The organism is Gimesia maris (genome assembly GCF_008298035.1).
Lineage (GTDB): Bacteria > Planctomycetota > Planctomycetia > Planctomycetales > Planctomycetaceae > Gimesia > Gimesia maris.
Map to the genome: position 1 here is coordinate 1,739,692 of NZ_CP042910.1, position 19,996 is coordinate 1,759,687.

The 19,996-nt window shown below is 47.6% G+C and carries 18 protein-coding genes; 6 read left to right on the forward strand and 12 right to left on the reverse strand.

What is annotated here, in order from left to right; all coding sequences use genetic code 11:
* Window positions 1-42 precede the first annotated feature (42 nt).
* From GmarT_RS06585 to GmarT_RS06625, 8 genes are all read right to left on the reverse strand, one after another.
* Window positions 43-243, reverse strand: coding sequence for a hypothetical protein (locus tag GmarT_RS06585; RefSeq protein ID WP_044238891.1), 201 nt, complete (start codon window positions 241-243; stop codon window positions 43-45).
* Window positions 244-905: 662 nt separating this feature from the next.
* Entirely contained in the window at window positions 906-1,361 is a 456-nt protein-coding gene (locus GmarT_RS06590; RefSeq protein WP_149302493.1) for a ParB N-terminal domain-containing protein, read from the reverse strand.
* 260 nt (window positions 1,362-1,621) lie between these two features.
* Entirely contained in the window at window positions 1,622-2,737 is a 1,116-nt protein-coding gene (locus GmarT_RS06595) for a ParB N-terminal domain-containing protein (protein ID WP_002647540.1), read from the reverse strand.
* Window positions 2,738-3,015: 278 nt separating this feature from the next.
* The gene (locus GmarT_RS06600) at window positions 3,016-3,570 is read right to left on the reverse strand and encodes a hypothetical protein (protein ID WP_002647538.1); all 555 of its coding nucleotides are present in this window, start codon (window positions 3,568-3,570) and stop codon (window positions 3,016-3,018) included.
* A gap of 57 nt (window positions 3,571-3,627) precedes the next feature.
* On the reverse strand, window positions 3,628-3,867 hold the full coding sequence (locus GmarT_RS06605) for a hypothetical protein (RefSeq protein WP_044238888.1): 240 nt from the start codon (window positions 3,865-3,867) through the stop codon (window positions 3,628-3,630).
* Window positions 3,868-4,607: 740 nt separating this feature from the next.
* Complete coding sequence (locus GmarT_RS06615; protein ID WP_044238885.1) at window positions 4,608-4,829, reverse strand: helix-turn-helix domain-containing protein; 222 nt, start codon at window positions 4,827-4,829, stop codon at window positions 4,608-4,610.
* Between the two features lie 176 nt (window positions 4,830-5,005).
* On the reverse strand, window positions 5,006-5,854 hold the full coding sequence (locus GmarT_RS06620; RefSeq protein WP_002647535.1) for a hypothetical protein: 849 nt from the start codon (window positions 5,852-5,854) through the stop codon (window positions 5,006-5,008).
* A gap of 107 nt (window positions 5,855-5,961) precedes the next feature.
* Window positions 5,962-6,672 (reverse strand): hypothetical protein, encoded by a 711-nt coding sequence (locus tag GmarT_RS06625; protein ID WP_002647534.1) that lies wholly within the window; start codon window positions 6,670-6,672, stop codon window positions 5,962-5,964.
* A gap of 198 nt (window positions 6,673-6,870) precedes the next feature.
* On the opposite strand from GmarT_RS06625, the gene GmarT_RS06630 reads away from it, so the two are divergent.
* Genes GmarT_RS06630 through GmarT_RS06640 form a run of 3 tightly spaced genes read left to right on the forward strand, consistent with a single transcriptional unit; the run spans window position 6,871 to window position 8,338 of the window.
* A complete protein-coding gene (locus GmarT_RS06630; RefSeq protein WP_002647533.1) occupies window positions 6,871-7,773 on the forward strand; it encodes an AbiTii domain-containing protein in 903 nt (300 codons plus the stop codon).
* Window positions 7,774-7,813: 40 nt separating this feature from the next.
* The gene (locus tag GmarT_RS06635) at window positions 7,814-8,113 is read left to right on the forward strand and encodes a hypothetical protein (RefSeq protein WP_002647532.1); all 300 of its coding nucleotides are present in this window, start codon (window positions 7,814-7,816) and stop codon (window positions 8,111-8,113) included.
* A gap of 24 nt (window positions 8,114-8,137) precedes the next feature.
* A complete protein-coding gene (locus tag GmarT_RS06640) occupies window positions 8,138-8,338 on the forward strand; it encodes a hypothetical protein (protein WP_002647531.1) in 201 nt (66 codons plus the stop codon).
* 485 nt (window positions 8,339-8,823) lie between these two features.
* Here GmarT_RS06640 and GmarT_RS06645 read toward each other — a convergent pair whose 3' ends face one another.
* From GmarT_RS06645 to GmarT_RS06660, 4 genes are all read right to left on the reverse strand, one after another.
* Window positions 8,824-9,969, reverse strand: a complete 1,146-nt coding sequence (locus GmarT_RS06645) for a tyrosine-type recombinase/integrase (protein ID WP_052301265.1) — start codon at window positions 9,967-9,969, stop codon at window positions 8,824-8,826.
* Between the two features lie 1,867 nt (window positions 9,970-11,836).
* Window positions 11,837-13,273 (reverse strand): ParB/RepB/Spo0J family partition protein, encoded by a 1,437-nt coding sequence (locus GmarT_RS06650; RefSeq protein ID WP_002647527.1) that lies wholly within the window; start codon window positions 13,271-13,273, stop codon window positions 11,837-11,839.
* Window positions 13,274-13,369: 96 nt separating this feature from the next.
* Window positions 13,370-13,564 carry a helix-turn-helix domain-containing protein gene (locus tag GmarT_RS06655; protein ID WP_002647526.1) on the reverse strand — a complete coding sequence of 65 codons (195 nt, stop codon included), beginning with the start codon at window positions 13,562-13,564 and terminating at the stop codon, window positions 13,370-13,372.
* Window positions 13,565-13,741: 177 nt separating this feature from the next.
* Window positions 13,742-14,650 carry a hypothetical protein gene (locus GmarT_RS06660; protein ID WP_002647525.1) on the reverse strand — a complete coding sequence of 303 codons (909 nt, stop codon included), beginning with the start codon at window positions 14,648-14,650 and terminating at the stop codon, window positions 13,742-13,744.
* A gap of 301 nt (window positions 14,651-14,951) precedes the next feature.
* Between GmarT_RS06660 and GmarT_RS06665 the strand changes: the two genes are divergently transcribed.
* Genes GmarT_RS06665 through hsdR form a run of 3 tightly spaced genes read left to right on the forward strand, consistent with a single transcriptional unit; the run spans window position 14,952 to window position 19,974 of the window.
* On the forward strand, window positions 14,952-16,421 hold the full coding sequence (locus GmarT_RS06665; RefSeq protein ID WP_002647524.1) for a class I SAM-dependent DNA methyltransferase: 1,470 nt from the start codon (window positions 14,952-14,954) through the stop codon (window positions 16,419-16,421).
* Window positions 16,418-17,614, forward strand: coding sequence for a restriction endonuclease subunit S (locus GmarT_RS06670; protein WP_002647523.1), 1,197 nt, complete (start codon window positions 16,418-16,420; stop codon window positions 17,612-17,614). The genes GmarT_RS06665 and GmarT_RS06670 overlap by 4 nt, the downstream gene beginning before the upstream one ends.
* Window positions 17,611-19,974 carry an EcoAI/FtnUII family type I restriction enzme subunit R gene (gene hsdR, locus GmarT_RS06675; RefSeq protein WP_149302495.1) on the forward strand — a complete coding sequence of 788 codons (2,364 nt, stop codon included), beginning with the start codon at window positions 17,611-17,613 and terminating at the stop codon, window positions 19,972-19,974. The genes GmarT_RS06670 and hsdR overlap by 4 nt, the downstream gene beginning before the upstream one ends.
* Window positions 19,975-19,996 lie beyond the last annotated feature (22 nt).

A 19,996-nucleotide genomic window follows, 5' to 3' on the forward strand; every position in this document is an offset into this window, starting at 1 on the left:
TGGATATCTTGCTATTATGAGAACGGAACACAAGCCAGTCAATCAGTTTCCCTTCGGTGCCACCCGCAACCGCACGTATGGCTTCAGCGACTTTCGGCCCGTTGCATTCCAGCCCGCGAACTCGTATTCCCTGCCGTTCTCAATCGTGAAGGACCCCACAAAGTCGGGTTGGTTCGCGTTTTCCTTATACCGTCTGCGAAACATCACGCCCTTGTTTTTCTTGTTCCGATACTTTTCCGTCATCGTCCGTGATTCCGTTCTGAATTCTCTTTGCGCAATCCATGCCAAGAGACAGCTTCAATTTCTGCTTAACAGTTTGATTCACCGTTCACGGTCTGAGATGTATTCAGCGCTATTTCTGGATCGTGGATACCCAGGTTGGTGTTAACTGTCTTGGGATAATCAATCCTGTTTGCCCCCACTGGGTTGCCCCAGATGTGAGACAATCATTCCCCTCCTGCAGTGTTGAATCATCCTGAAACTCTCAGTCCAGGATGACAAAACATAATTCAGCCAAGAAAGGTGGCATGACAGTTCAGCGCGTAACCGGAGCTAAGACTTTAATAGTCAAAAGTCCGTTTCGCTGTTCATTCCGATCCAGGCAGGTCTTTGCTCCACATTTCACGCCCACTCAGGGACGCCGCTTCCAACCTGTTTGCCAATCCAGGCTTCCACGGTAACTGCCGGGTACTACGTTCGCAGTGCTGGTTAGGCACATCGGAACTATTTCAACTCACTGCCAATCGAGGCTGTATGCCGCTGGTTGAAAACTTACGGCTGATATCCCCGTTCCGACACAATGACGGAACGAGGTTCTGTATCAATAATCGCTGTGTTTTCCCGAAGTATCAAAATGATCCTTCGAGGGATTTTTGTCTGATGCTGTGTCACCAGGTTTCCCCGGCTTATGGGTCGTACTCCCACTGATACGGGGAAAACTGAAACGGCTCGTACTGGGGCAGACCAACGGCAACGGCTTCCTGCCGTCCAGTCACTAACTCTCGTTCCCTGCGCCGCTCATCTGCGATAGAGGCAAGCACCTGCCTTTCATGAAGCTTCACTTCGGCTGATCGGTCACGATGTCTGTTGCATTCAATCAGGGCTTCTTGAATCGACCATTCGTCGTTCAGGTCCAGACGGACAATCACATGGTCCTCGATGATGCCGACTTCCTTGGCTGCCTGAAAACGCTTGTGTCCGTCAACGATGATCAGGTCCTGTGTAACCTGAATCGGACAGATAATGCCGTGCTGTCTCACAGATGCAATGAAACTACGGTCGATGTCGTACCCATACAGAGTAATACTCAGAGGATGCATGGCCAGCTTGTCCAGGCGAACGTGATTGAGAACGTAGTTCAAGAAACCTCCGCTGTTTTGTTCAATGAATGTGAAAACGAGGACGCCGATTGAGAAACCGACAAAAAACAACCGACGCCCCTCGTTTTACTGAATCCAATTGCAGTGAAAACCGGCTATTTGCAGCCTGGTTAAAAGGCAAATATTTTCAATTCGCTGTGTTCTGAATTCGGAAGGAAAGAGACACACAAAACCCGACAGATCGTATGTTACTCAGTAAAATTCCATACCCAAAAAAGGACCCGTGGGGTTCAGGCAGACACTCAGACAGCCTGTTGCACGCCCGCTGTGGCCTGTCCTGTAGCGCTTAGACCTTCAGCCAAGGCTTGAGTCTGATCTTTGTTCAACGCGCCCGTCTGGTAGCATCTGTCGCACTTCTTGCCGTTGCAGTATCCACAGACGGCAACCGGCTTGCGGTAGTTGATCGTGTTCATCAGATTGGTGTAACAGGTCATGATGTCCTGCATGGCGTTGGGATTACACCAGGCACCACCCGGACCACTGGACAATTCGCCGATGGCTTTCTTCAGTGCCGTGGCATGCTTCTGAGCTTCGCGATACGGGGCCTGCATTTCCTTCACGTGATAGTCAGTCACAGTGTCGTCAGGTACAACAGGATCGGCAACGGGTTCGTATCCGCCCCACTCGGCAGGATTGTAGGTGATTCCCGGGGACGGCTCCCCTCTCCCCATCGCACGCTCGTATTCGGCTTTCTGCTGATCGGCTGGCAATGCTGCAATCTCAACAGCCCGGTCTTTGCTGACTTTCTTTGCAGTTAGCAGTTCGTCCCTGACTTCCGGTCCAAGGTTGTCTGCCAGTTTATCAACGGCTTCGGCATACTTGGCATCGCGTCTGACCTGCTTTTCGCTAATGCCGACCTGGTTGGCTATCCTGCCTGCAGTTTCTCCCGTCCGGACATTTTGACCAGACGGGGATTCTGCAGGATTATTGCCCCGATTCAAGAAACTTGTGTTGTCCCTCTTCTGGGAGTTATACAGCCTCCCGACCAGGTATGCCCGCTGTGAGGGGGCTACATTCCGCCGTCCGATCTGGTTGTTGATGATCCAGTCATGCACAGCGTCCCGGTCTAAGAATTCCAGCTGCTTGATGCGTGGCGGGGCAATCCTTTGCCGTTGTTCGTCCGTGAGGTTTCGCCACACATTAAACCGGTTATGGCCATCGACCAGAATGCCTTCTGATTTCCAGACGATCAGAGGCTCCCGGAATTCACCGTCTGAGAGAATGTTGTCCCGCAGCTGGTTAGCCTCTTCATATGACAATGCAGGACAGAGCGATTGGAATTTCTCATAGATGCGGATGGCATCCAGTTTGAGGAGATGGGAAGTGGTTTCAGTGTCGGTAGGAGAATCTGAAGTCAAAGCATTATCCCTGTATAAAACGAGGTTCTGATTTAAGGACGGGGACTCTGCCAACTGCCCCGACGCCGACGACTGAGGGAAATTTGAAAACCTCAGTCGTCGGCAGAGAATTAAAAAAGCACATGATTTGCTGACCGCCAATGCTGGCGACCAGGGGAAAATCGTAAACCCCAGTCGCCAGCACATCACAGCCTATTTCATTGGTTTCCACTGTAAGCCCCGGCTGCATACCTCTGTGGCAACGATCACAGCCGGGACTTATACAGGGAATGTGGTTCCTACGTAGCCAGGCACTGCTTTCTCAGTCTGTTCATTCCATCGATCAGTACAGCCCGATTCCCCCCTGATGGGTAGTCAGGATGCTTGAAACTCTGTTCTAACAGAAGCAATTTCACAACTTCTGGGTGCATTCGATAAAACAGATTGACTGACTGGCGATGTCCTTGATGCAAGGCCTCTTCGACATAGCCGAGTTTTGTCAGTTCTTCACGAATCCGAACTTTCCATGATTCAAGCTGATCAACGATCTCGTTATGCCGCGTCTTATGGTCAGCAACGTGGAGTTGAGAGAACTCTTTCACCTTGTTGCAAAGCTCAAGTGCCTTGCCATACAGATCAAAACGGTAAGTGTTGCTGGCTGGACCTTCGAAGAGGTCTTTTGACGAAATTGACTCGATGTCTCCAGACTCAACTCGAGCGCGGGCCTCTTCGTGAATGTCAACTTTTTTATTGTGAGAGTCGATTTCCTTCACCAGGGGGACCAACGCTTTTTTTGTGTCGTCCGAATACCAGTCGCGTTCAGCAGGACTGGAAATTCTAAGGCTGTGATTCATTTATGGCTCTTCTAAAATGGATAATGAATGGTTTAAACCGTTGCTGCGTGCGACCTGCTACCGAAAACGAATCAGGTCTTGAAACCGCAGCTTGCCTTTCTCCTTCAGTGTTTGAAGCTTCAGTTTGTATTTCCGGTCGCGCTCGCGTTGTTCATACACTTGGTCGACATTGAACACGATTCCTTCCTCGCGGATTTTTTGCTTTGCCAGTTCAACTTCCTCCGCTTTCCGCTTCTCAGTCTCTTGCTGCCAGAAAAGTCTAATGTTTCTGGTTGTTTCGCTTTCTTCAGCTGCCATCATTCCCTCGCTTAAAAATCGTCCGTGTAATAAAGGCCACAGGCCCCCTGATTAGAGGGCTGTGGCTGCCTCCTGCGCTTCAGCCTGCTTATCCAGAAACGCCAGGAAATCAGAACCTCGGACATACTTGCGGCGTCCGATGGTGATCGTCTTCAACCCCTTTTTAACAGCGTTCTGGAACGCACAGTGTTGAAGTCCTGCCAGCGTTTTGAATTGGTCCAGGGTATACACCCCGCCAGACTGGATTGAACTTGGATCTGCGATTGCTCGACTCCTTTCGTAAGTGATAGGTGTGTCATTCGTTTTCGAATGGTTTCCTCTTTGGCGTAATCGAAAGTATCACACTTTTGAAATTATGTAAGATCGTTAATTCGGAATCCGATTTTCCCGTTTGTCAGATCACGTTTTCGTAAGTAACATCAATCCGTTTTTGACCACACTTACGACAGCGAGTTCGTTTTCTGCTCACGTAGTTGAAAGGCTGCCCAGTGGGGGCCGTGCCTGAGAACTCTCTGGTCTTCACACTTGAGTAGCCCAGCCGGTCAGTTGATAAGCAAGCCGGACATTGAGACAGGAAAACGTTTTGAACTGGTAGGGATTGGGTTTTTGCCCCCTTGGGTCGCCCGACCTTGGGCTTCGATATCTCAGCAGTCGTCATTAATTGCCTCCACATGCAATACAACGAAATGCAACCAGGCGGAACGATCCCCCGGTTAATCAGAAATAGAGATTCACGGGATTCAAGCTGGGCTGGGATTTAGCGGTGTTGATTGTGAATCAATGAAGCGGTCAATTTCTTTTCGTGCATAGCGAACAGCAGCACCAAGCTTGACACAACGGATTTTACCCTCTTCTCGCATCTTCCAGAGAGTACGCTCGCAACACCCAAGCAGGCGAGCAGCTTCTTTGCTGTCAACAAGGACAGGGGGCTCCTGTGTAGAATGAGCCGAGTTTTCGATCATCCATTCCTCCTGAATTCAGTTGGCTTTCTGGTCTGTTGTGGTCTCAACAGGTCAACCACATGCAATTCAAAATACCATAGATCTTTCAGGAGCAAATAGTAATCTTCCCTTTTTTTATAGTCTAAAAAGGGAAATGCCAGTTACGGTAAGTTACGGTGTGTTATAGTAAGTTGAGGTCAGTTAGCTTGTTTCTTTTGTCTGTACTGGCTGAGTCTTGATCGGTATTCTTCAATCTGAGAGTGGTGCTGTTTTGGAAAATATAACTCGTATTTTCTATCACTAAGCTTAATAACCCAGAGGCTGCGTTTCGTGATCATGTCTTTGAATTTGCCTGGCTTACTTGAGATTCCAGTGATTGCATAGACCAACTCTGTTCTGTTGCCCTCAAGCGGTTTTGGCTTTCCGCCATTATTGAGCCTGTATTCTTCTGGAAGTTCTTCAGTAGCATCATGAAACAAAGTCTTGCGTTCACTGATGCTTTCAATTTCTTCTATGACTGCCTGATGAGCCCCATTAGAAACACCAGTTTCGTCAAACGAATCATTAACCTGGAAAAGCCTGAGTCTCTCTGACTGGATATGTGTTGCCAGTTCTTCAAAATCGAACCCAGACTCTGATGTATAATCTACATCGAGATATCCTCGTAACATCATGATTCCCGCATGATGCCCGCTTGTGGCTATCAGCTTCGATGGACGTTCAATTCCATAGACAACAACATCAGACAGATTAGCGAAGAGGTGGAGTGAGTCTTCTATCGTTTGTGTTAACCAACTGGTGTTTTTTTCAATGATCTCACGGAATGCCCTTGCGTCACTGATCTCATTCGAGAGCTCATCGGTTCTCTCAATAAGCTCATTACCACAATCACGGCCTTCTTTAATTGCAAGTTGAACTGCTTCCACATTTTTGAGTTGCTCAGCTTCCATGCTTTTCAGCTTGCTCACAGTCCATGACAAACGGACCATATCACCCAGCGTCATTGATGCATCGCGCAGCTTCCAGTCCTGGCACGGTTCTCTCATCTTTGCCTCCCTGTGGCAATATCCCCTGACGAATATAAGAATGCGGCGGGCCGGTTCAGGGGAACCAGCTTTCGGGAGCTACCCTAGCCGCATTGATTATGTGGATTTCAGTAATTGTTAAAACCTACATATTTCCAGAACTTGTGATTCATATCATATATACGGACGTTTGCATTTTGCAAGTTTTCTGGAAATGTGAGGCTGCCTCTTGGAGTTGCAAACAGTTCTGTCTCGATTAACGCTTGGTATCTTTCATCATATTCTTCTTCACCCTTTAGCCATGCAGTGATTATTGCCGGGTTTATCCCAAGAGTACAAAGTAGATTATGTCGCGTTAAGGCATCTATTAAGGCTGGGGTGTATGCCAGGATCTGGTGCAGGGCGCAAAGTGAATCAATCGCCGTGCGAAATGTAGACAATGGGAAGTGCTGAATGCGATCATGTTTTAGCTTATTGTAGTTCTGCCACCAAAGGATAGGAATGTAATCTCCATTAGGAGACATCCAATTTTCAAAGGGACACAATGATTGTATTGGGTAATTATAGATGACAGTTCTGGCAGAAGAGAGTTCGTAAATACCTTCGTAATACCGAGCATACATAGGCATGTTTGCATTTTGGGCCTGAGCCACTGGCTTGTAACCGTCACGAAAAATGGTGTCGATCAGACTGCAAGACTCAAGAATTATACTTGATAAAGATGGTAGAAAAACTCCTTCAGTGTCCGTGGAGAGGGGCACTGTTTTGAGAATTGAAAAGAGCCGTTGTTCAATTTCCAAATACCATTTTACGATTAGCTCTGCACCATCAGAGTCCATAGGTTCTCCTTTTATATTTTTCGCTATCTATATGCTTTGTAATTTTCAGTGCTTGAGGTACGATAGTGGTCAAGTGTTGATTGTCGTGGTTTGTTACCGCTATCACAAGCTGGAATCTAATATCTCCACTTGGATTCTTAAATTGTAGTTTAGGTGGTGTTACAGAATTTTCTCAATTTGAAGACATGAGTATTTCGAATGAATAACTTACCCCTCGTCCTGCAATTGCAAGAGTTAGCTACCAACAACGAGTCTGACATATCAGAACTCCTTCGTAAGTCGCTATTAGTATCAACGAAGCTCGATTTGACCGAGTTTAGAGATTGGGCTAACAGTGAATTACACGGTTACAAAGAAGATTCTAACGTTCCAGCTTATCGACAAGTTCTCACAGACTTAAGGGTTTTAAATCCATACCATGGATATATTCCCTTTTTGATTGATGATCCTGAATTTATGGATTTGATTTGCAATAATGTAAAAGTCACAGTCGGGATTGGATCACTTATCGATCTTCTTCATGGGCCGAACCCAGAAAATGCACGTTTAGTGATGCCACTTCCGAGTGAGGTAACGATAGATTTGATGCGTATGCAAGGGCGAGATTTTCAGCTTGAACCCCAGAGGATTGTAGGTAGAAATCAGATCGCAGGTATTTTGGACGAAGTTAGAACTATAATTCTTGAATGGTCTTTAAAACTTGAAAAGGACAACATTCTAGGGGAAGGCCTAACGTTTTCCGCAGCAGAAAAAAACCGCGCTCACGCCAATATCAATATTCAGAACTTTCAAGGAATTCTTGGGGATGTAAGCCAAAGCAAAGTTACTCAAAATTTGCACCAAACTGTGAAGCAAGGAGACTTCGAAAGCCTTCGAACCTATCTGGAAGAAAACGGAATTGGGGCTCAAGATTTGGATGATCTCAAATCAGCAATTTCCTCTGATCCGCCTGGGGGCCAAGTCAGTTCTTATGGCGAGAATGTAGGACATTGGGTCGGAAATATGATTTCAAAGGCAGCTACAGGGGCTTGGGATATTGGTATTGGTGCTGCTGGAGGCTTACTTGGAAATGCTATCGGTGCTTACTATGGTCTCAACTAATTCTGATAAATAAATCACAGAGAATAAGGATAGAAAACTAATGCTCAATTACGATCCCGATGGAACTCCAGATGTCAATTTAGATGCGCTGCACGAAGCTGAAAGACTCGGAATGCGACCCATCCATGTGATATGCGATGAACCTGGAGCTCAAGTGGGGGATTCGGGCTGTGTTTCGTTCATGGCCTTCGTGCATTTTGTTCCCAGAGTTGGTGAAATTATTCAACTAGAAGATGGTACGCATTGTAGAGTACATAAAGTCCATTACAAAATAACCAATGTCAATGGATTTATAAGTATGATGCCGAATGTGGATGCATTAAGAATTTCGCCTGAGTAGTATGCAAATTGAAAGGGGCTTCTCATGGCAATCTTCGTCGAAATACTCAAAATATTTCTGGGTGCATTTATCGGATTTCTCAGCGGTTTATGGGCTGCTCGTAAGTTACTAACCGAGTCGGAAAAAGTAAAACGCAAACAACTACTTGATGGGTTGAAGTTGTCGATAGAACATAATAATGACTTACTTGCAGGACTCTTGAATTGGGTAAGTGATTCTGGCTAAACACCATATTTCAATATGGATTTGGTGTTTTTGGAATCCACATCTTCTATTAAGTATGAATTGCTTCAAAATGTAAATCTTTGTTAAGAAATTGATAAGTTTCGATACGAATTAAAACATTTATCGAGAAAAGTCGATGCCCTTTTTAATTTAAGGTTCGATCCGATCTTTATTACGCAACCAGTAGGCGAGAATGGAAAACGGCTTCGTGAAGCACACGAATTATTGCAGGCATCCATTAGAGAGCATGTGGGAGAGATCACTCTTTTAATCGATCCTCTGGTTGGAAAGTTACAATGATAATTCCATCTGCACCGCATTCTGCACCGCTTCGGTTTTCAGCATCTCGTATCTAATAGTTCTCAAAGTGGTTAAGCGAAACCTACTGAGTCCTGTCGGCCCTATTTACTCTTTTGGACTAACAAGGACTGCGGAAGAAAGGCGAGAACTGGTAAGGACATACGGCAATCAGAGATTTTTGCCTGTCATGCCTGGTCTACTGTAGAAAGCACTGGACTGCAACTTATATGCAACGCTTTTTCGAAGTCCGATTCCCTTACCTGCAAATAACTTTGCAACGCTACAGTAGGGGAATTTCCGATCCAGGATACGACCGTTTGAATGGGAAACTGTTCAATCAGTTCTGTTTCCCTGCTGGATCGTAGATTCTGGAACGGCTTAGGCCACGGTTTGAGACCGGCCCGTTTAATGATCTTGTGAAACGTCGTCCGCAAGTTTTCACTCCTGACTCGATGCTTCGCAATCACATACTCAGACGGCTTTTTATCTTCCGTGAAAAAGCATGTATCCAGATACGGTCTGAGCTCTGGGAAAATCGGTACGATCCGGCCCTCTTTGCCCGCGTAGCGCTCTGTCTTGGGACTGGGGACATAGAACCGGCTTTGCTCCCAGTTGACGTCCTGCCACTTGAGAGAGAACGTCTCAGACGGCGTTCTGAGTCCGCCGTAACGCGCCAGCGCGACGATCAGCTTCCATTCATCATCAGGACACGCATCAATCACTTTTTGTGCGTCTTCTGCTGACAGAAAGAAATGTCGCTCCCTGGTTGGGACCAGAGCAGAGGGGAGACAGCGAAACGGATTCTTGACCAGCAGCTCATTCTCGACCGCATGATTAAACATGGTCTTGGCGATGCCTGAGAGTTTTCGTATTGAGTTTTCCGCCAGTCCCTTACTGACCAGATAGGCGCGCCACTTCTTCGCCTCACCAGCATTCAGAGTCCTGAGCGGTTGACTCTTGCCGAAATGGTCAATCAGGTGTTTTTTAACGACCCGATATTTTGCGACCGTTCGCGGTTTGACGTCCCCGTCTTTCAGTTTGATGAAATCATCGATCAGCTTTCCCAGATCGGCAGACTCACGCTTTTTGATCAGATCGACCTTTGCCAGCTTATCAATCATTGTCTGATCGATTTTCTTGAGCCAGAATGAGGTAACGTCATCGACTGCGCTGCCTGAGATCTGGGCGGCTACCAGTCTTTCCACGTGTACCCGCACTGAGTTTGCGTTTTTCATGGATACGCGTCCTAACTGGATCGCGCGCCGTTTACCGCCGGAGTCGAAAAACTGGATCATTTTTCCCCCGTTTGGTCTCTTGGCTATACTCGCCATACTTTCTCCCTTTCTGAAAGTAAACTTACCTGTGACGTCGATACTCTTCGACGGTCTGAAAATCAAAGAATTGTTTTGGAAGAACCTATCTTCCCAGTCCTGTTCCGATTTCGCGGAACTGTTAAATTTGCCAAAAAAGAAATGTGAGATGTGGTGTGGTTCTGTCCGCGCCAGTCCCTGGAAATCTGAAAGCCCCCGTGCAAGGATCGGCAGACAATGGAACGCCTGGTACAAGCTGTGGTCTTGTGGACTGAAAGCATTGAAAAAATGCAGGCATGAGAATTGATTCCTCTCTGCGCACCATAAAAGACAGTGCGCAAGCAAAAATCCGCACTCACACTCAGAGCTCCTAGGCAGCCAAATGCTACCTTGCCGGCATCGCTGTTACGGCACTCTGCGCATGAGTACGGATTCTTGATTACTTGGATTATTTTAGGAATCATCATTTGGTGCCTTTCGGCTTTAGGAATCTGCATTATCCCGCTGTTCCTGTCTTTCGTCAACTCTGGTTGTTTTTACTTCTCTCGATCAATTGATGTTGATGGTGGTGGTGATGCACCCTGAAATTTTAGTTACGGCCCGGATTTATGGTGTTCTGAACTGACGCGCGGGAGTTTCTCTCAGAAGGACCCCGCGAATCTGCTGCGGCGGCAATCTTTTTTTACAAATCCTGTCGACAAATATTTCCGAGATTCCGAAAACACGCTTGGATATAGCCTCTCTTTTCAGGACCCCTGATAGCGTCTGCTCCTGTTTTCGCCCCATTCAATATCAATTGATTTCTGTCCCTTACTTATTCACAATGACTTTCAGCCTGCGGGTTAGTTGCTCCGTTTCTTTCGCATAGTTCCGGAGTAACGGACCCGCTCAATAAATAGCGCTAACTTTATTGAGCGGGTTTTGCTTAATATTCGGTTTCAACTCTGTATAATGCGACCGACTGACCGACATTCCCTGAATTTGTTGTGATGTACGGTATTGTCGCGATCCGAAACAGCTATTGTATCCCCCCTTGTCAGAGGACCCCGCCCCCGATTCCCTCTCACTGGTTTTTTTGCCTGCGTAACACTGCGGCTCTGTCTGTGGTTCCGCCTGCTTAGCTGCTAGATAACTGAACCGGCCCCGGTTCCTCTTTGTCTGTTCTGGTCTGGTCGGGTCCTTTCTGGCTCAACAGAATTGCCGACGTGCTTTCGGAATGGCGGAAATTTCTGCCTGTAACATGAAAAACTGGCTTCTTCTTCTTCATGCTGGGACTCACTGTTTTAATCTCTTTACAGGCAACTGATGATGATGATGCCCCCTGAAATATTAGTTACGGCCCGGATTTATAGGGCTCTGAACTCGCATGATCGATTCGCCTGTAGAGGGACCCGCTAAAATACTGTATTTTTCTGCGCAGAACTGCAGTCTTTGCCTTATTGTCTGCCCGCTTTCGACCATGTCCGGTTTCTCTCCTTCGCGCTTTGCTCAGTCCGCAATGTGGCTATCCCTTGTAACAACTGTCTGTTGCGTAAGGTTTAGCGATGTCTGTCTTCACTGACTGGTTGAATGACTGTTTCAGATTGTGAGAACAGGTTTTATTGACGGTTTTGGAATCTGTTACATCTGGACCGGGACGTCAGCCACTTTGCAGGATCAACTACCTGCCCGTTCCCCGGAAACTCGCTTTTAACGAGACCAATCTTTGCCTGTTCTCCAAGGCACCTTGTTACGTGCTTCCAATCACTGACTGAGGTTAAAAAGTCGTGTCATCATTGATTGCATGACCATCGAAAATCGACATTCAGTACAATCTGGAGTTCTTTAAACTCGCGGCGTGCAAAGTTCTCCAAAAACATAACGCCGTCTCATTGCTGAGATGTTCCAGTCAGTTACTCTCCTCGTTTCTGTAGTCTTTTATGTAATTAAGAATTGTCTCTCTGTATGCTTCGATATCAGCCGCGTCGGACTTCTCCTTCTCCCGTTCCTGATTGAACAAGTCAAGATCCATGACGCTGTCGATTGCCTCTTCCAGAAGTGTCTGTAATTGTGCTGGCCGAAGTGCTTCGACCTCGAAAACGTCATCTGTCCCGTACCGATCATAGAACTTCTGATACTGTGAAGAGGATTTCTTCGCTTCCATATTCGGGACCAGGTTAAACCGTTTGATATGATCATAGGTCAGCGCTACTTTGATCGGGTGAATGTTTTCGATTTCGAATTCATCACGCAATGAACGCGCGAAACTCTGAGCAATCTCTTCGCCGTCCGGGTCAAAGTCACTGACGATCAGGATGATCAGCCTATCCTTACCGCTCCTGAAGTATCGCTGCGTCATCTCATAACGCGGATAGATGCTGCCGTATCCGCGTAGTGATGTAGTGGGGATACAGTACTCCTGGGCAATCTGATTGACTGTACTGTAGATGGTGTTTTTCTCTGCCAGTATTTCAATATGATCTGGTTGAGACTGCTGCAGGTTTCGCCAGTAACCATTCAAGAAATTTTGCATATGCCTGTTGATGAAATCTCCTGAGTTCCGAAAAGCAGACCAATTCTTGAAAGGACGCGTTTCATCAATGATATCCTGCATTGAGATCAGTCCTGCGATTCTGGCACGCGCGACCAGATCGACCAGGTTTTTATAGTCACATAACTTGTTTCGATACCAGGAATTCGGCTTGCTCGCGTGTCTCAATGGTGGGTCATTCATAAACTGATAATGAATCTGGCGAACGGTCATCGGCGTGATGTTGTCTTCCAAGACCTGAAAGAGAGTGTCTAGCATTGGCTTCTTGGCTGGCGAAATTTCCGAACGCGTCTTGATACCTTCGATGATGAATGGTTCTGCAATCTCGCGCGGTTTGTTACGTTCCTCAAGTAAAGTGAGATGTGCTTCACAGGGATTGTGTCGGGTCGCCTCTTCGCGTAGTTTCTCGTCGAATGTCTTTTCTCGCTGGTCTCTATTAAAAGTCACCAGCAGTTCAACAAACGCGTCTAAGTCGTCCTCACGTTTGATGTCGTAATACCTGACTGGAACCTTAGTGAGTCCAACTCGACACGCTGCAGCGTACCGCCTGTGGCCTGAGATGATGATTCCGACGTCATCACGCGAAACCACGATTGGTTCCACAATACCGCGTTCGGCAATGTCGGCCTGGAGTCGCTTGTTCTCTGGCGATTCAGGATCGATTGTGTAAATCAGATCGTTTTCAGGGCAGGGACGAATTGAATCGATATCAACCAGAATTATTGCATTTTCTGATTTTCGACCATGTCCGGTTTTTTGACTTCTCGTTGACTTCTTATCTGGGTCAGATACCATTCAATCAATCCTTGTTTTCGGTAACATCTTGCAAAAATCACTAACTGAAAACACGCAAAGCCCCGGTCTCTGATCCAGACGCGGGGCTTTATTGCTTTAGGTGGTCTTCGCTTGTGATTCGATGAATTCTTCAATGTCCGCGCGTGAATAGCGCACAGCATTGCCGATCTTCAGGAATTTGAGTTTGCCCTGGTTTCTCATCCGGGCAAGCGTACGTCCGCAGACGTTGAGCAGGTGCGCTGCTTCGGATTCATTCAAAAGTAGTCGTGGTTCATCGCAAATCGTAGTCATGTCTAATCCCTTAATCTTACTAGCTGGTCTCGTCGTGTGACCTCCAGTCAGTCACGTTCTGAGACCAATTAAAGCAGAAGATTTCGGGGAGTAAATGCTTTCATTATTGGAACGTAAGGACGCAAGAATAACGTTAGCAAACTGATTGGAACGTAAGAAAAAGCGTAAGCAAATCGACTAGATATGTCCAACTTCATCTAGAAAACGGCGACTATCTCTCTTTGTTCGTTGACTCGCAGACGAATTGTAGAAAATGTGACTTGCGATTATTATCAGATCAGATTCAGGCATCTCATATCCTTTACCTTGGCTCTCAATACCTGCTTCTCTTCGATACTTATTAAACTGGGTTGTACTAAGACTAAGTGCTTCATATGCATCTTGAAGAGGATAACGCTTATCATTCCTTTTAGAGTCATTTGAATCTTTGTATTGGAATACGCCATCAGGATAACCACACAGATCGAATATCCATCTGCTGCATTGGTATGATTCAGTCGTTTGTTTTCTAGAGAGATCTTCCAGTAAGGACTGAGGGACTTCATCAAGTATGTAATTCACAGTGCGTCCTGATACCAGAGCGAAGTATGGTTGGAATAGATTGCTATCGTCTTTATCCTGCTCCCACTTCTTCGATATCGATTTGAACTCTTCGAATATGACTGTTACATATTTACCAACAGCAAAGATCGCTTCAATCGATGTGTGATATGCATTGTCGTGAAATTCTAATGGATCTAGATGGTAAGCATTCGCTAGTTTTAATTGCCATAAGGCTGCTTTGAAACGTTTATCCGTTGCAGCTTCTTTGAGCTTCGCCTGTATCTTATCAGCATGGATTTGACCGTCTACAAGAACTGCATTGGTGTAGTATCTCAGAGTAGAGTCGTAGTCACCGTGAGTTTCTGGCCAAGCCGGTATTCCGCGTCTGTCTCCGAAATATTTTCCTCTATTAGTTGAAATGTCTTTTAGTGCATAGAGGTCATCTGTAATGTTGAAAAGTAGTGTAATTACTGAGATTGACCAGTTGCTTACAAATGAAAGATTGTCAAGGACAGCATCACGCTTCTGTTTCTCTTCCATCATTATCCCTTGTGGCAAATCCCGGAAAGTAAAATCATTGCTGTGGACCGATTCGGGATAACCGGTTTTCAGTTTCTCATCCCTGGTCGCCTGTGGTTTTGTTTAATCTGATTCTGCCAGACATTCTGCAGTAGTTCCAGCATTAAAAGACGTCCTGTCTGCTATTTCCCTAAAGCCCTGAGTCCTGCTGTTTCGATTGTTGTGATAGGTATCTGGCTACTGTACAATCATTTGCGACCATTTCAGAGCAGGGCAAACTGCTCGAAGTTGCTTAAACATCAGGGAAAAGACAGGATCAGAGCACTTGTTTGAACAGACCTTTAAAAATATTGATGATGTCCTCTGGAAAGACGCGGGCTGTGGGAGTGAGCTGGATTATGTGGAGCAGTCCTCATGGGTGCTGTTTCTGAAGTACCTGGACGACCTGGAACGCGAGCGGGAATCGGTGGCCAGCCTGTCCGGGAAAGCCTTTGAACCGATCCTGCGCCCGGAATACCGCTGGGGAATCTGGGCGATGCCCCGCAAGGACGATGGAGAAATCGACCATCACGCGGCCCTGACGGGCGATGATCTACTCGATTTTGTGAATCAGAAGCTGTTCCCCTATCTCGCCAAATTCAAGACGTCTGCCGAGAGTACGGACACCATCGAATACAAGATTGGCGAGATCTTCAGTGAGCTCAAGAACCGACTGCAGAGCGGTTACAATCTGCGCGAGGTGATCAATCTCGTTGATGAACTGCGGTTCCAGACGAGTGTCGAAAAGCACGAGATGTCTCACTTGTATGAGAGCAAGATTCAGAACATGGGGAACGCCGGTCGGAACGGGGGCGAATATTACACGCCCCGTCCCTTGATCCGGGCGATTGTCAAAGTGATCAATCCCCAGATCGGCGAGACCATCTATGATGCTGCCGTCGGCTCTGCGGGCTTCCTGGTCGAAGCGTTTGACTTTCTGAGCGATGAGTCAAATCACGGGGGTAAGAAACTCTCGCATAAAGACGCGCGGATACTGCAGCAGAAGACGTTCACCGGGAAGGAAAAGAAATCGCTGGCATTCATTATCGGCACCATGAATATGATCCTGCACGGGATCGAAGCCCCGAACCTGATTCACACCAACTCGCTCACGGAAAACCTGGCCGATATTCAGGAGAAGGATCGATTTGATATATGTCTGGCCAATCCGCCGTTCGGGGGCAAGGAACGCAAAGAGGTACAGCAGAACTTCCCGATCAAAACGGGGGAGACGGCGTTTCTGTTTCTGCAGCACTTTATCAAGCTGCTCAAAGCCGGGGGACGGGCAGGGATTGTGATTAAAAACACGTTCCTCTCAAACAGTGACAATGCCAGCGTCAGCCTGCGGAAGCAGTTGCTGGAAAGCTGCGACCTGCACACGATCCTTGATCTGCCGGGCGGGACGTTTACCGGGGCGGGAGTGAAAACGGTGGTCCTGTTTTTCGAGAAAGGGAAAGCAACCCGCAAAATCTGGTATTACCAGCTCAATCCGGGGCGCAATCTGGGAAAAACCAATCCCCTCAACGAAGCCGATCTGGCCGAGTTTGTAAAGCTGCAGCCTAAGAAGAAGGAGAGCGACAACTCCTGGACGGTTAATATCAAGGATATCGATCAGACGTCTTTTGATCTGTCAGTCAAGAATCCCAATCGGGACGATGAAGTTGTGCTGCGCGATCCGGAAGAGATCCTCGATGAGATTACAGCCCTGGATCAGGAAGCCTCTGAAATTCTGGAAACGATTCGGGGGTTGGTATGAGTGACAATTACCAAAAATGCAGGCTGGGTGAAATCTGTACTCTCCTGAATGGCCGAGCCTACAAAAAAAAAGAACTGCTTGATAGCGGGAAATATCCTGTCCTGCGTGTTGGGAATTTCTTCACCAACCGTTCATGGTACTACTCTGATTTAGAGCTGGATGATAACAAATATTGCGAGGAAGGAGACTTGCTTTATGCGTGGTCAGCTTCTTTTGGTCCTCGAATATGGAGTGGGCCAAAAGTTATATACCATTACCATATTTGGAAAGTACAACTCGATGAATCAAAAGTAAATAAGAACTTTCTCTGTTACTGGTTTGGATGGGATTCTGAAAAAATCAGATCTGAGCAGGGCACCGGTACTACCATGATCCATGTCACAAAAGGATCAATGGAAGATCGAGAACTATGTCTTCCCCCCCTATCTGAGCAAAAGCGAATTGTGGCGATTCTCGATGAAGCGTTTGGGGCGATTGCCAGAGCGAAGGAGAACGCCGCGCGGAATCTCGCCAACGCCCGCGAACTGTTTGACAGCTATCTCAATCGGGTGTTTACCGAGAAAGGTGAGGGATGGGAAGAAAAAAAGTTGAGTGAAATTGCCAAGACATTTGGACGTGGCAAATCACGACATAGGCCAAGGAATGACAAATCTCTTTATGGTGGAGAATATCCCTTCATCCAAACAGGTGAGATTAGGAACGCCAATCATTACATAACTAAATTCACACAGACATATAACGAAAAGGGACTCGCTCAAAGCAAGCTCTGGCCTGTGGGGACACTGTGCATAACAATTGCGGCTAATATTGCTGAGACTGCGATTCTAACATTTGATGCTTGTATACCAGACAGCGTAATCGGTTTAGTTTGTGATCCTGAAAAGGCAAATGTTGATTTTGTTGAATATTTATTACAGAACTTTAAATCAGGATTACAAGCAGAAGGAAAAGGTTCTGCGCAAGATAATATCAATATGGGGACATTTGAGCGAATGCTTTTTCCATTTCCGAGTGTTTCTGAGCAAGAGAAGATTGTTTGTGAATTGAACGCTATAGCGGAATCGTGCAATAATCTTTCTCCCATTTACCAGCAGAAACTTACTGCTCTTGATGAATTAAAACAGTCCCTCCTGCAAAAAGCATTCACAGGACAGCTCACCAGCAAAACAAAAGAACTGGAGCTCGTGCCATGAATGAAGCCGAGACCAGAGCGGAACTGATCGACCCGGCTTTAGCGGCGGCGGGCTGGAATAGTATCGAAGACGCACTGGTGCGGCGGGAGTTCCCGATCACAGACGGGCGTATTCAGATCGGGGGACGTCGGGGCAAGCAACTGATTGCAGATTATGTACTGATCTACAGGGGCTGCAGGCTGGCAGTAGTGGAAGCCAAGAGCGACGAAAAGACCGCTGCGGACGGCGTCGCGCAGGCGAAGGAATACGCCAAGCGACTGGATACGCAAACCACGTTTGCCACGAATGGAAACGAGATCTATCAGATCTGTATGCAGACGGGAACGGAGGGAACGGTTAACCGCTTTCCTACTCCGCAGGAACTGTGGGACAAGACGTTTGCCGAGTCGAACGCATGGCGGGACAAGTTCCATCGTCAACCGCTGAATCTGGGGGGCGGACTCTGGCAGCCCCGCTACTATCAGGCGAACGCCATCAACCGCGTGACCGATGCGATTGCCGACGAAAAACAACGCGTCCTGCTGACGATGGCAACCGGGACGGGGAAAACGGCGGTAGCGTTTGAGATCGCCTGGAAGCTGTTCCAGACGCGCTGGAATCTCAAGCGGGACGGGACACGCCGTCCCCGGATTTTGTTTCTGGCAGACCGCAACGTACTCGCCAATCAGGCATTCAACGCGTTCTCTGCCTTTCCGGAAGATGCCCTGGTCCGCATCAGTCCGGGGGAGATTGCGAAAAAAGGGAAAGTGCCGACCAATGGCAGTATTTTCTTTACGATCTTCCAGACCTTTATGAGCGGCCCTGGTGAGACTGCCTACTTCGGGGATTATCCAGCCGACTATTTCGATCTGATCATCATTGACGAATGCCATCGGGGTGGGGCGTCTGATGAAAGTTCCTGGCGCGACATTCTGGAATACTTCTCGCCTGCAGTTCAACTGGGACTGACGGCGACCCCCAAACGCAAAAATAACGTCGATACCTACGATTACTTTGGGAAGCCGGTCTATGAGTATTCGCTGAAAGAGGGGATCAACGACGGCTTTCTGACCCCATTCCGCGTCAAACGCATCAAGACGACACTGGATGAATACATCTATTCCCCCGATGACGAAATCATTCAGGGACAAGTGGAGCAGAACAAGCAATATAAAGAAGAAGACTTCAATCGGGTGATCGAGATCCGGGAGCGGGAAGCGTACCGCGTGAAGATCCTTCTGGAAGAAGCAGACCAGAAGCAGAAAACGATTATCTTCTGCAAAACGCAGCTGCACGCGGCGGTAGTACGGGACCTGATCAATCAGAATAAAGACAGTAACAATCCCGATTATTGCGCTCGGGTGACGGCGGATGATGGCATCTTAGGCGAACAGGCGCTGCGCGAGTTCCAGGATAACGAGAAGACGATCCCGACCGTCCTCACAACATCTCAGAAGCTATCTACGGGCGTCGATGCCCGCAATGTGCGAAATATCGTCCTGATGCGTCCGGTCAATGATATGATCGAATTCAAGCAGATTGTGGGACGGGGAACGCGGACGTTTGAGGGGAAAGACTATTTCACGATTTACGACTTCGTGAACATCTTCGATCACTTCGCCGATCCGGAATGGGACGGCGACCCGATTGATCCCGACGTCTGCGAGAACTGCGGTTCCTATCCCTGCCAGTGCGAGAAGCAGCCTAAACTTTGCAAGAAGTGTGGTGAGCGCCCCTGCGTCTGCGAAAAAGAGCCCTGCGCGGAATGCGGCGAGATCCCTTGTAAGTGCGTCAAAACGGTCAAGATTACACTGGGACAGGGGAAAACGCGTCAGCTCAAACACATGACCGAAACCTCATTCTGGGACGCTGACGGGCAGCCTGTCACCGCTGAGATGTTCATTCAACAACTGTTCGGCAAGCTGCCTGAGTATTATTCCTCAGAACAGGAACTGCGCGATATCTGGAGCGATCCGACGACCCGCAAGGGACTGCTCGAACGCCTGGACGAGGCAGGGTATAGCATCGAGTCTCTGAAAACCCTGCGCGACCTGGTCGCCGATCCCAAGTCTGACTTGTTCGACGTGCTGGAATACGTCTCATTCGAAGTCTCACCAATCACCAGAGCAGAACGCGTGAAAGCTGCCGAGTCAGTGATCTTTGAAAGCCTGTCACCAGAGCAACGCGAGTTTGTGGAGTTTGTGCTTTCCCGTTACATCGAAGACGGCGAAGAAGCCCTGGATCAGGAAGTCCTGCCGGAACTGCTCAAACTGAAATACGAAGCCATCCAGGACGCCATCGCTGCCCTTGGAAGCACAGACAACATCAACAGCACGTTTATAGATTTCCAGAAGTATCTGTATTCGGTGCTGTCTGCTTGATCGGTTCAGATGATCATAAATC

Excerpts from the sequence above, each read along its gene's own strand:
- GmarT_RS06585 (WP_044238891.1), bottom strand. The coding sequence starts at position 243 with ATGACGGAAAAGTATCGGAACAAGAAAAACAAGGGCGTGATGTTTCGC.
- GmarT_RS06600 (WP_002647538.1), bottom strand. The coding sequence starts at position 3,570 with ATGAATCACAGCCTTAGAATTTCCAGTCCTGCTGAACGCGACTGGTAT.
- GmarT_RS06605 (WP_044238888.1), bottom strand. The coding sequence starts at position 3,867 with ATGGCAGCTGAAGAAAGCGAAACAACCAGAAACATTAGACTTTTCTGG.
- GmarT_RS06615 (WP_044238885.1), bottom strand. The coding sequence starts at position 4,829 with ATGATCGAAAACTCGGCTCATTCTACACAGGAGCCCCCTGTCCTTGTT.
- GmarT_RS06620 (WP_002647535.1), bottom strand. The coding sequence starts at position 5,854 with ATGAGAGAACCGTGCCAGGACTGGAAGCTGCGCGATGCATCAATGACG.
- GmarT_RS06625 (WP_002647534.1), bottom strand. The coding sequence starts at position 6,672 with ATGGACTCTGATGGTGCAGAGCTAATCGTAAAATGGTATTTGGAAATT.
- GmarT_RS06630 (WP_002647533.1), top strand. The coding sequence starts at position 6,871 with ATGAATAACTTACCCCTCGTCCTGCAATTGCAAGAGTTAGCTACCAAC.
- GmarT_RS06635 (WP_002647532.1), top strand. The coding sequence starts at position 7,814 with ATGCTCAATTACGATCCCGATGGAACTCCAGATGTCAATTTAGATGCG.
- GmarT_RS06640 (WP_002647531.1), top strand. The coding sequence starts at position 8,138 with ATGGCAATCTTCGTCGAAATACTCAAAATATTTCTGGGTGCATTTATC.
- GmarT_RS06645 (WP_052301265.1), bottom strand. The coding sequence starts at position 9,969 with ATGGCGAGTATAGCCAAGAGACCAAACGGGGGAAAAATGATCCAGTTT.
- GmarT_RS06650 (WP_002647527.1), bottom strand. The coding sequence starts at position 13,273 with ATGGTATCTGACCCAGATAAGAAGTCAACGAGAAGTCAAAAAACCGGA.
- GmarT_RS06655 (WP_002647526.1), bottom strand. The coding sequence starts at position 13,564 with ATGACTACGATTTGCGATGAACCACGACTACTTTTGAATGAATCCGAA.
- GmarT_RS06660 (WP_002647525.1), bottom strand. The coding sequence starts at position 14,650 with ATGATGGAAGAGAAACAGAAGCGTGATGCTGTCCTTGACAATCTTTCA.
- GmarT_RS06670 (WP_002647523.1), top strand. The coding sequence starts at position 16,418 with ATGAGTGACAATTACCAAAAATGCAGGCTGGGTGAAATCTGTACTCTC.
- hsdR (WP_149302495.1), top strand. The coding sequence starts at position 17,611 with ATGAATGAAGCCGAGACCAGAGCGGAACTGATCGACCCGGCTTTAGCG.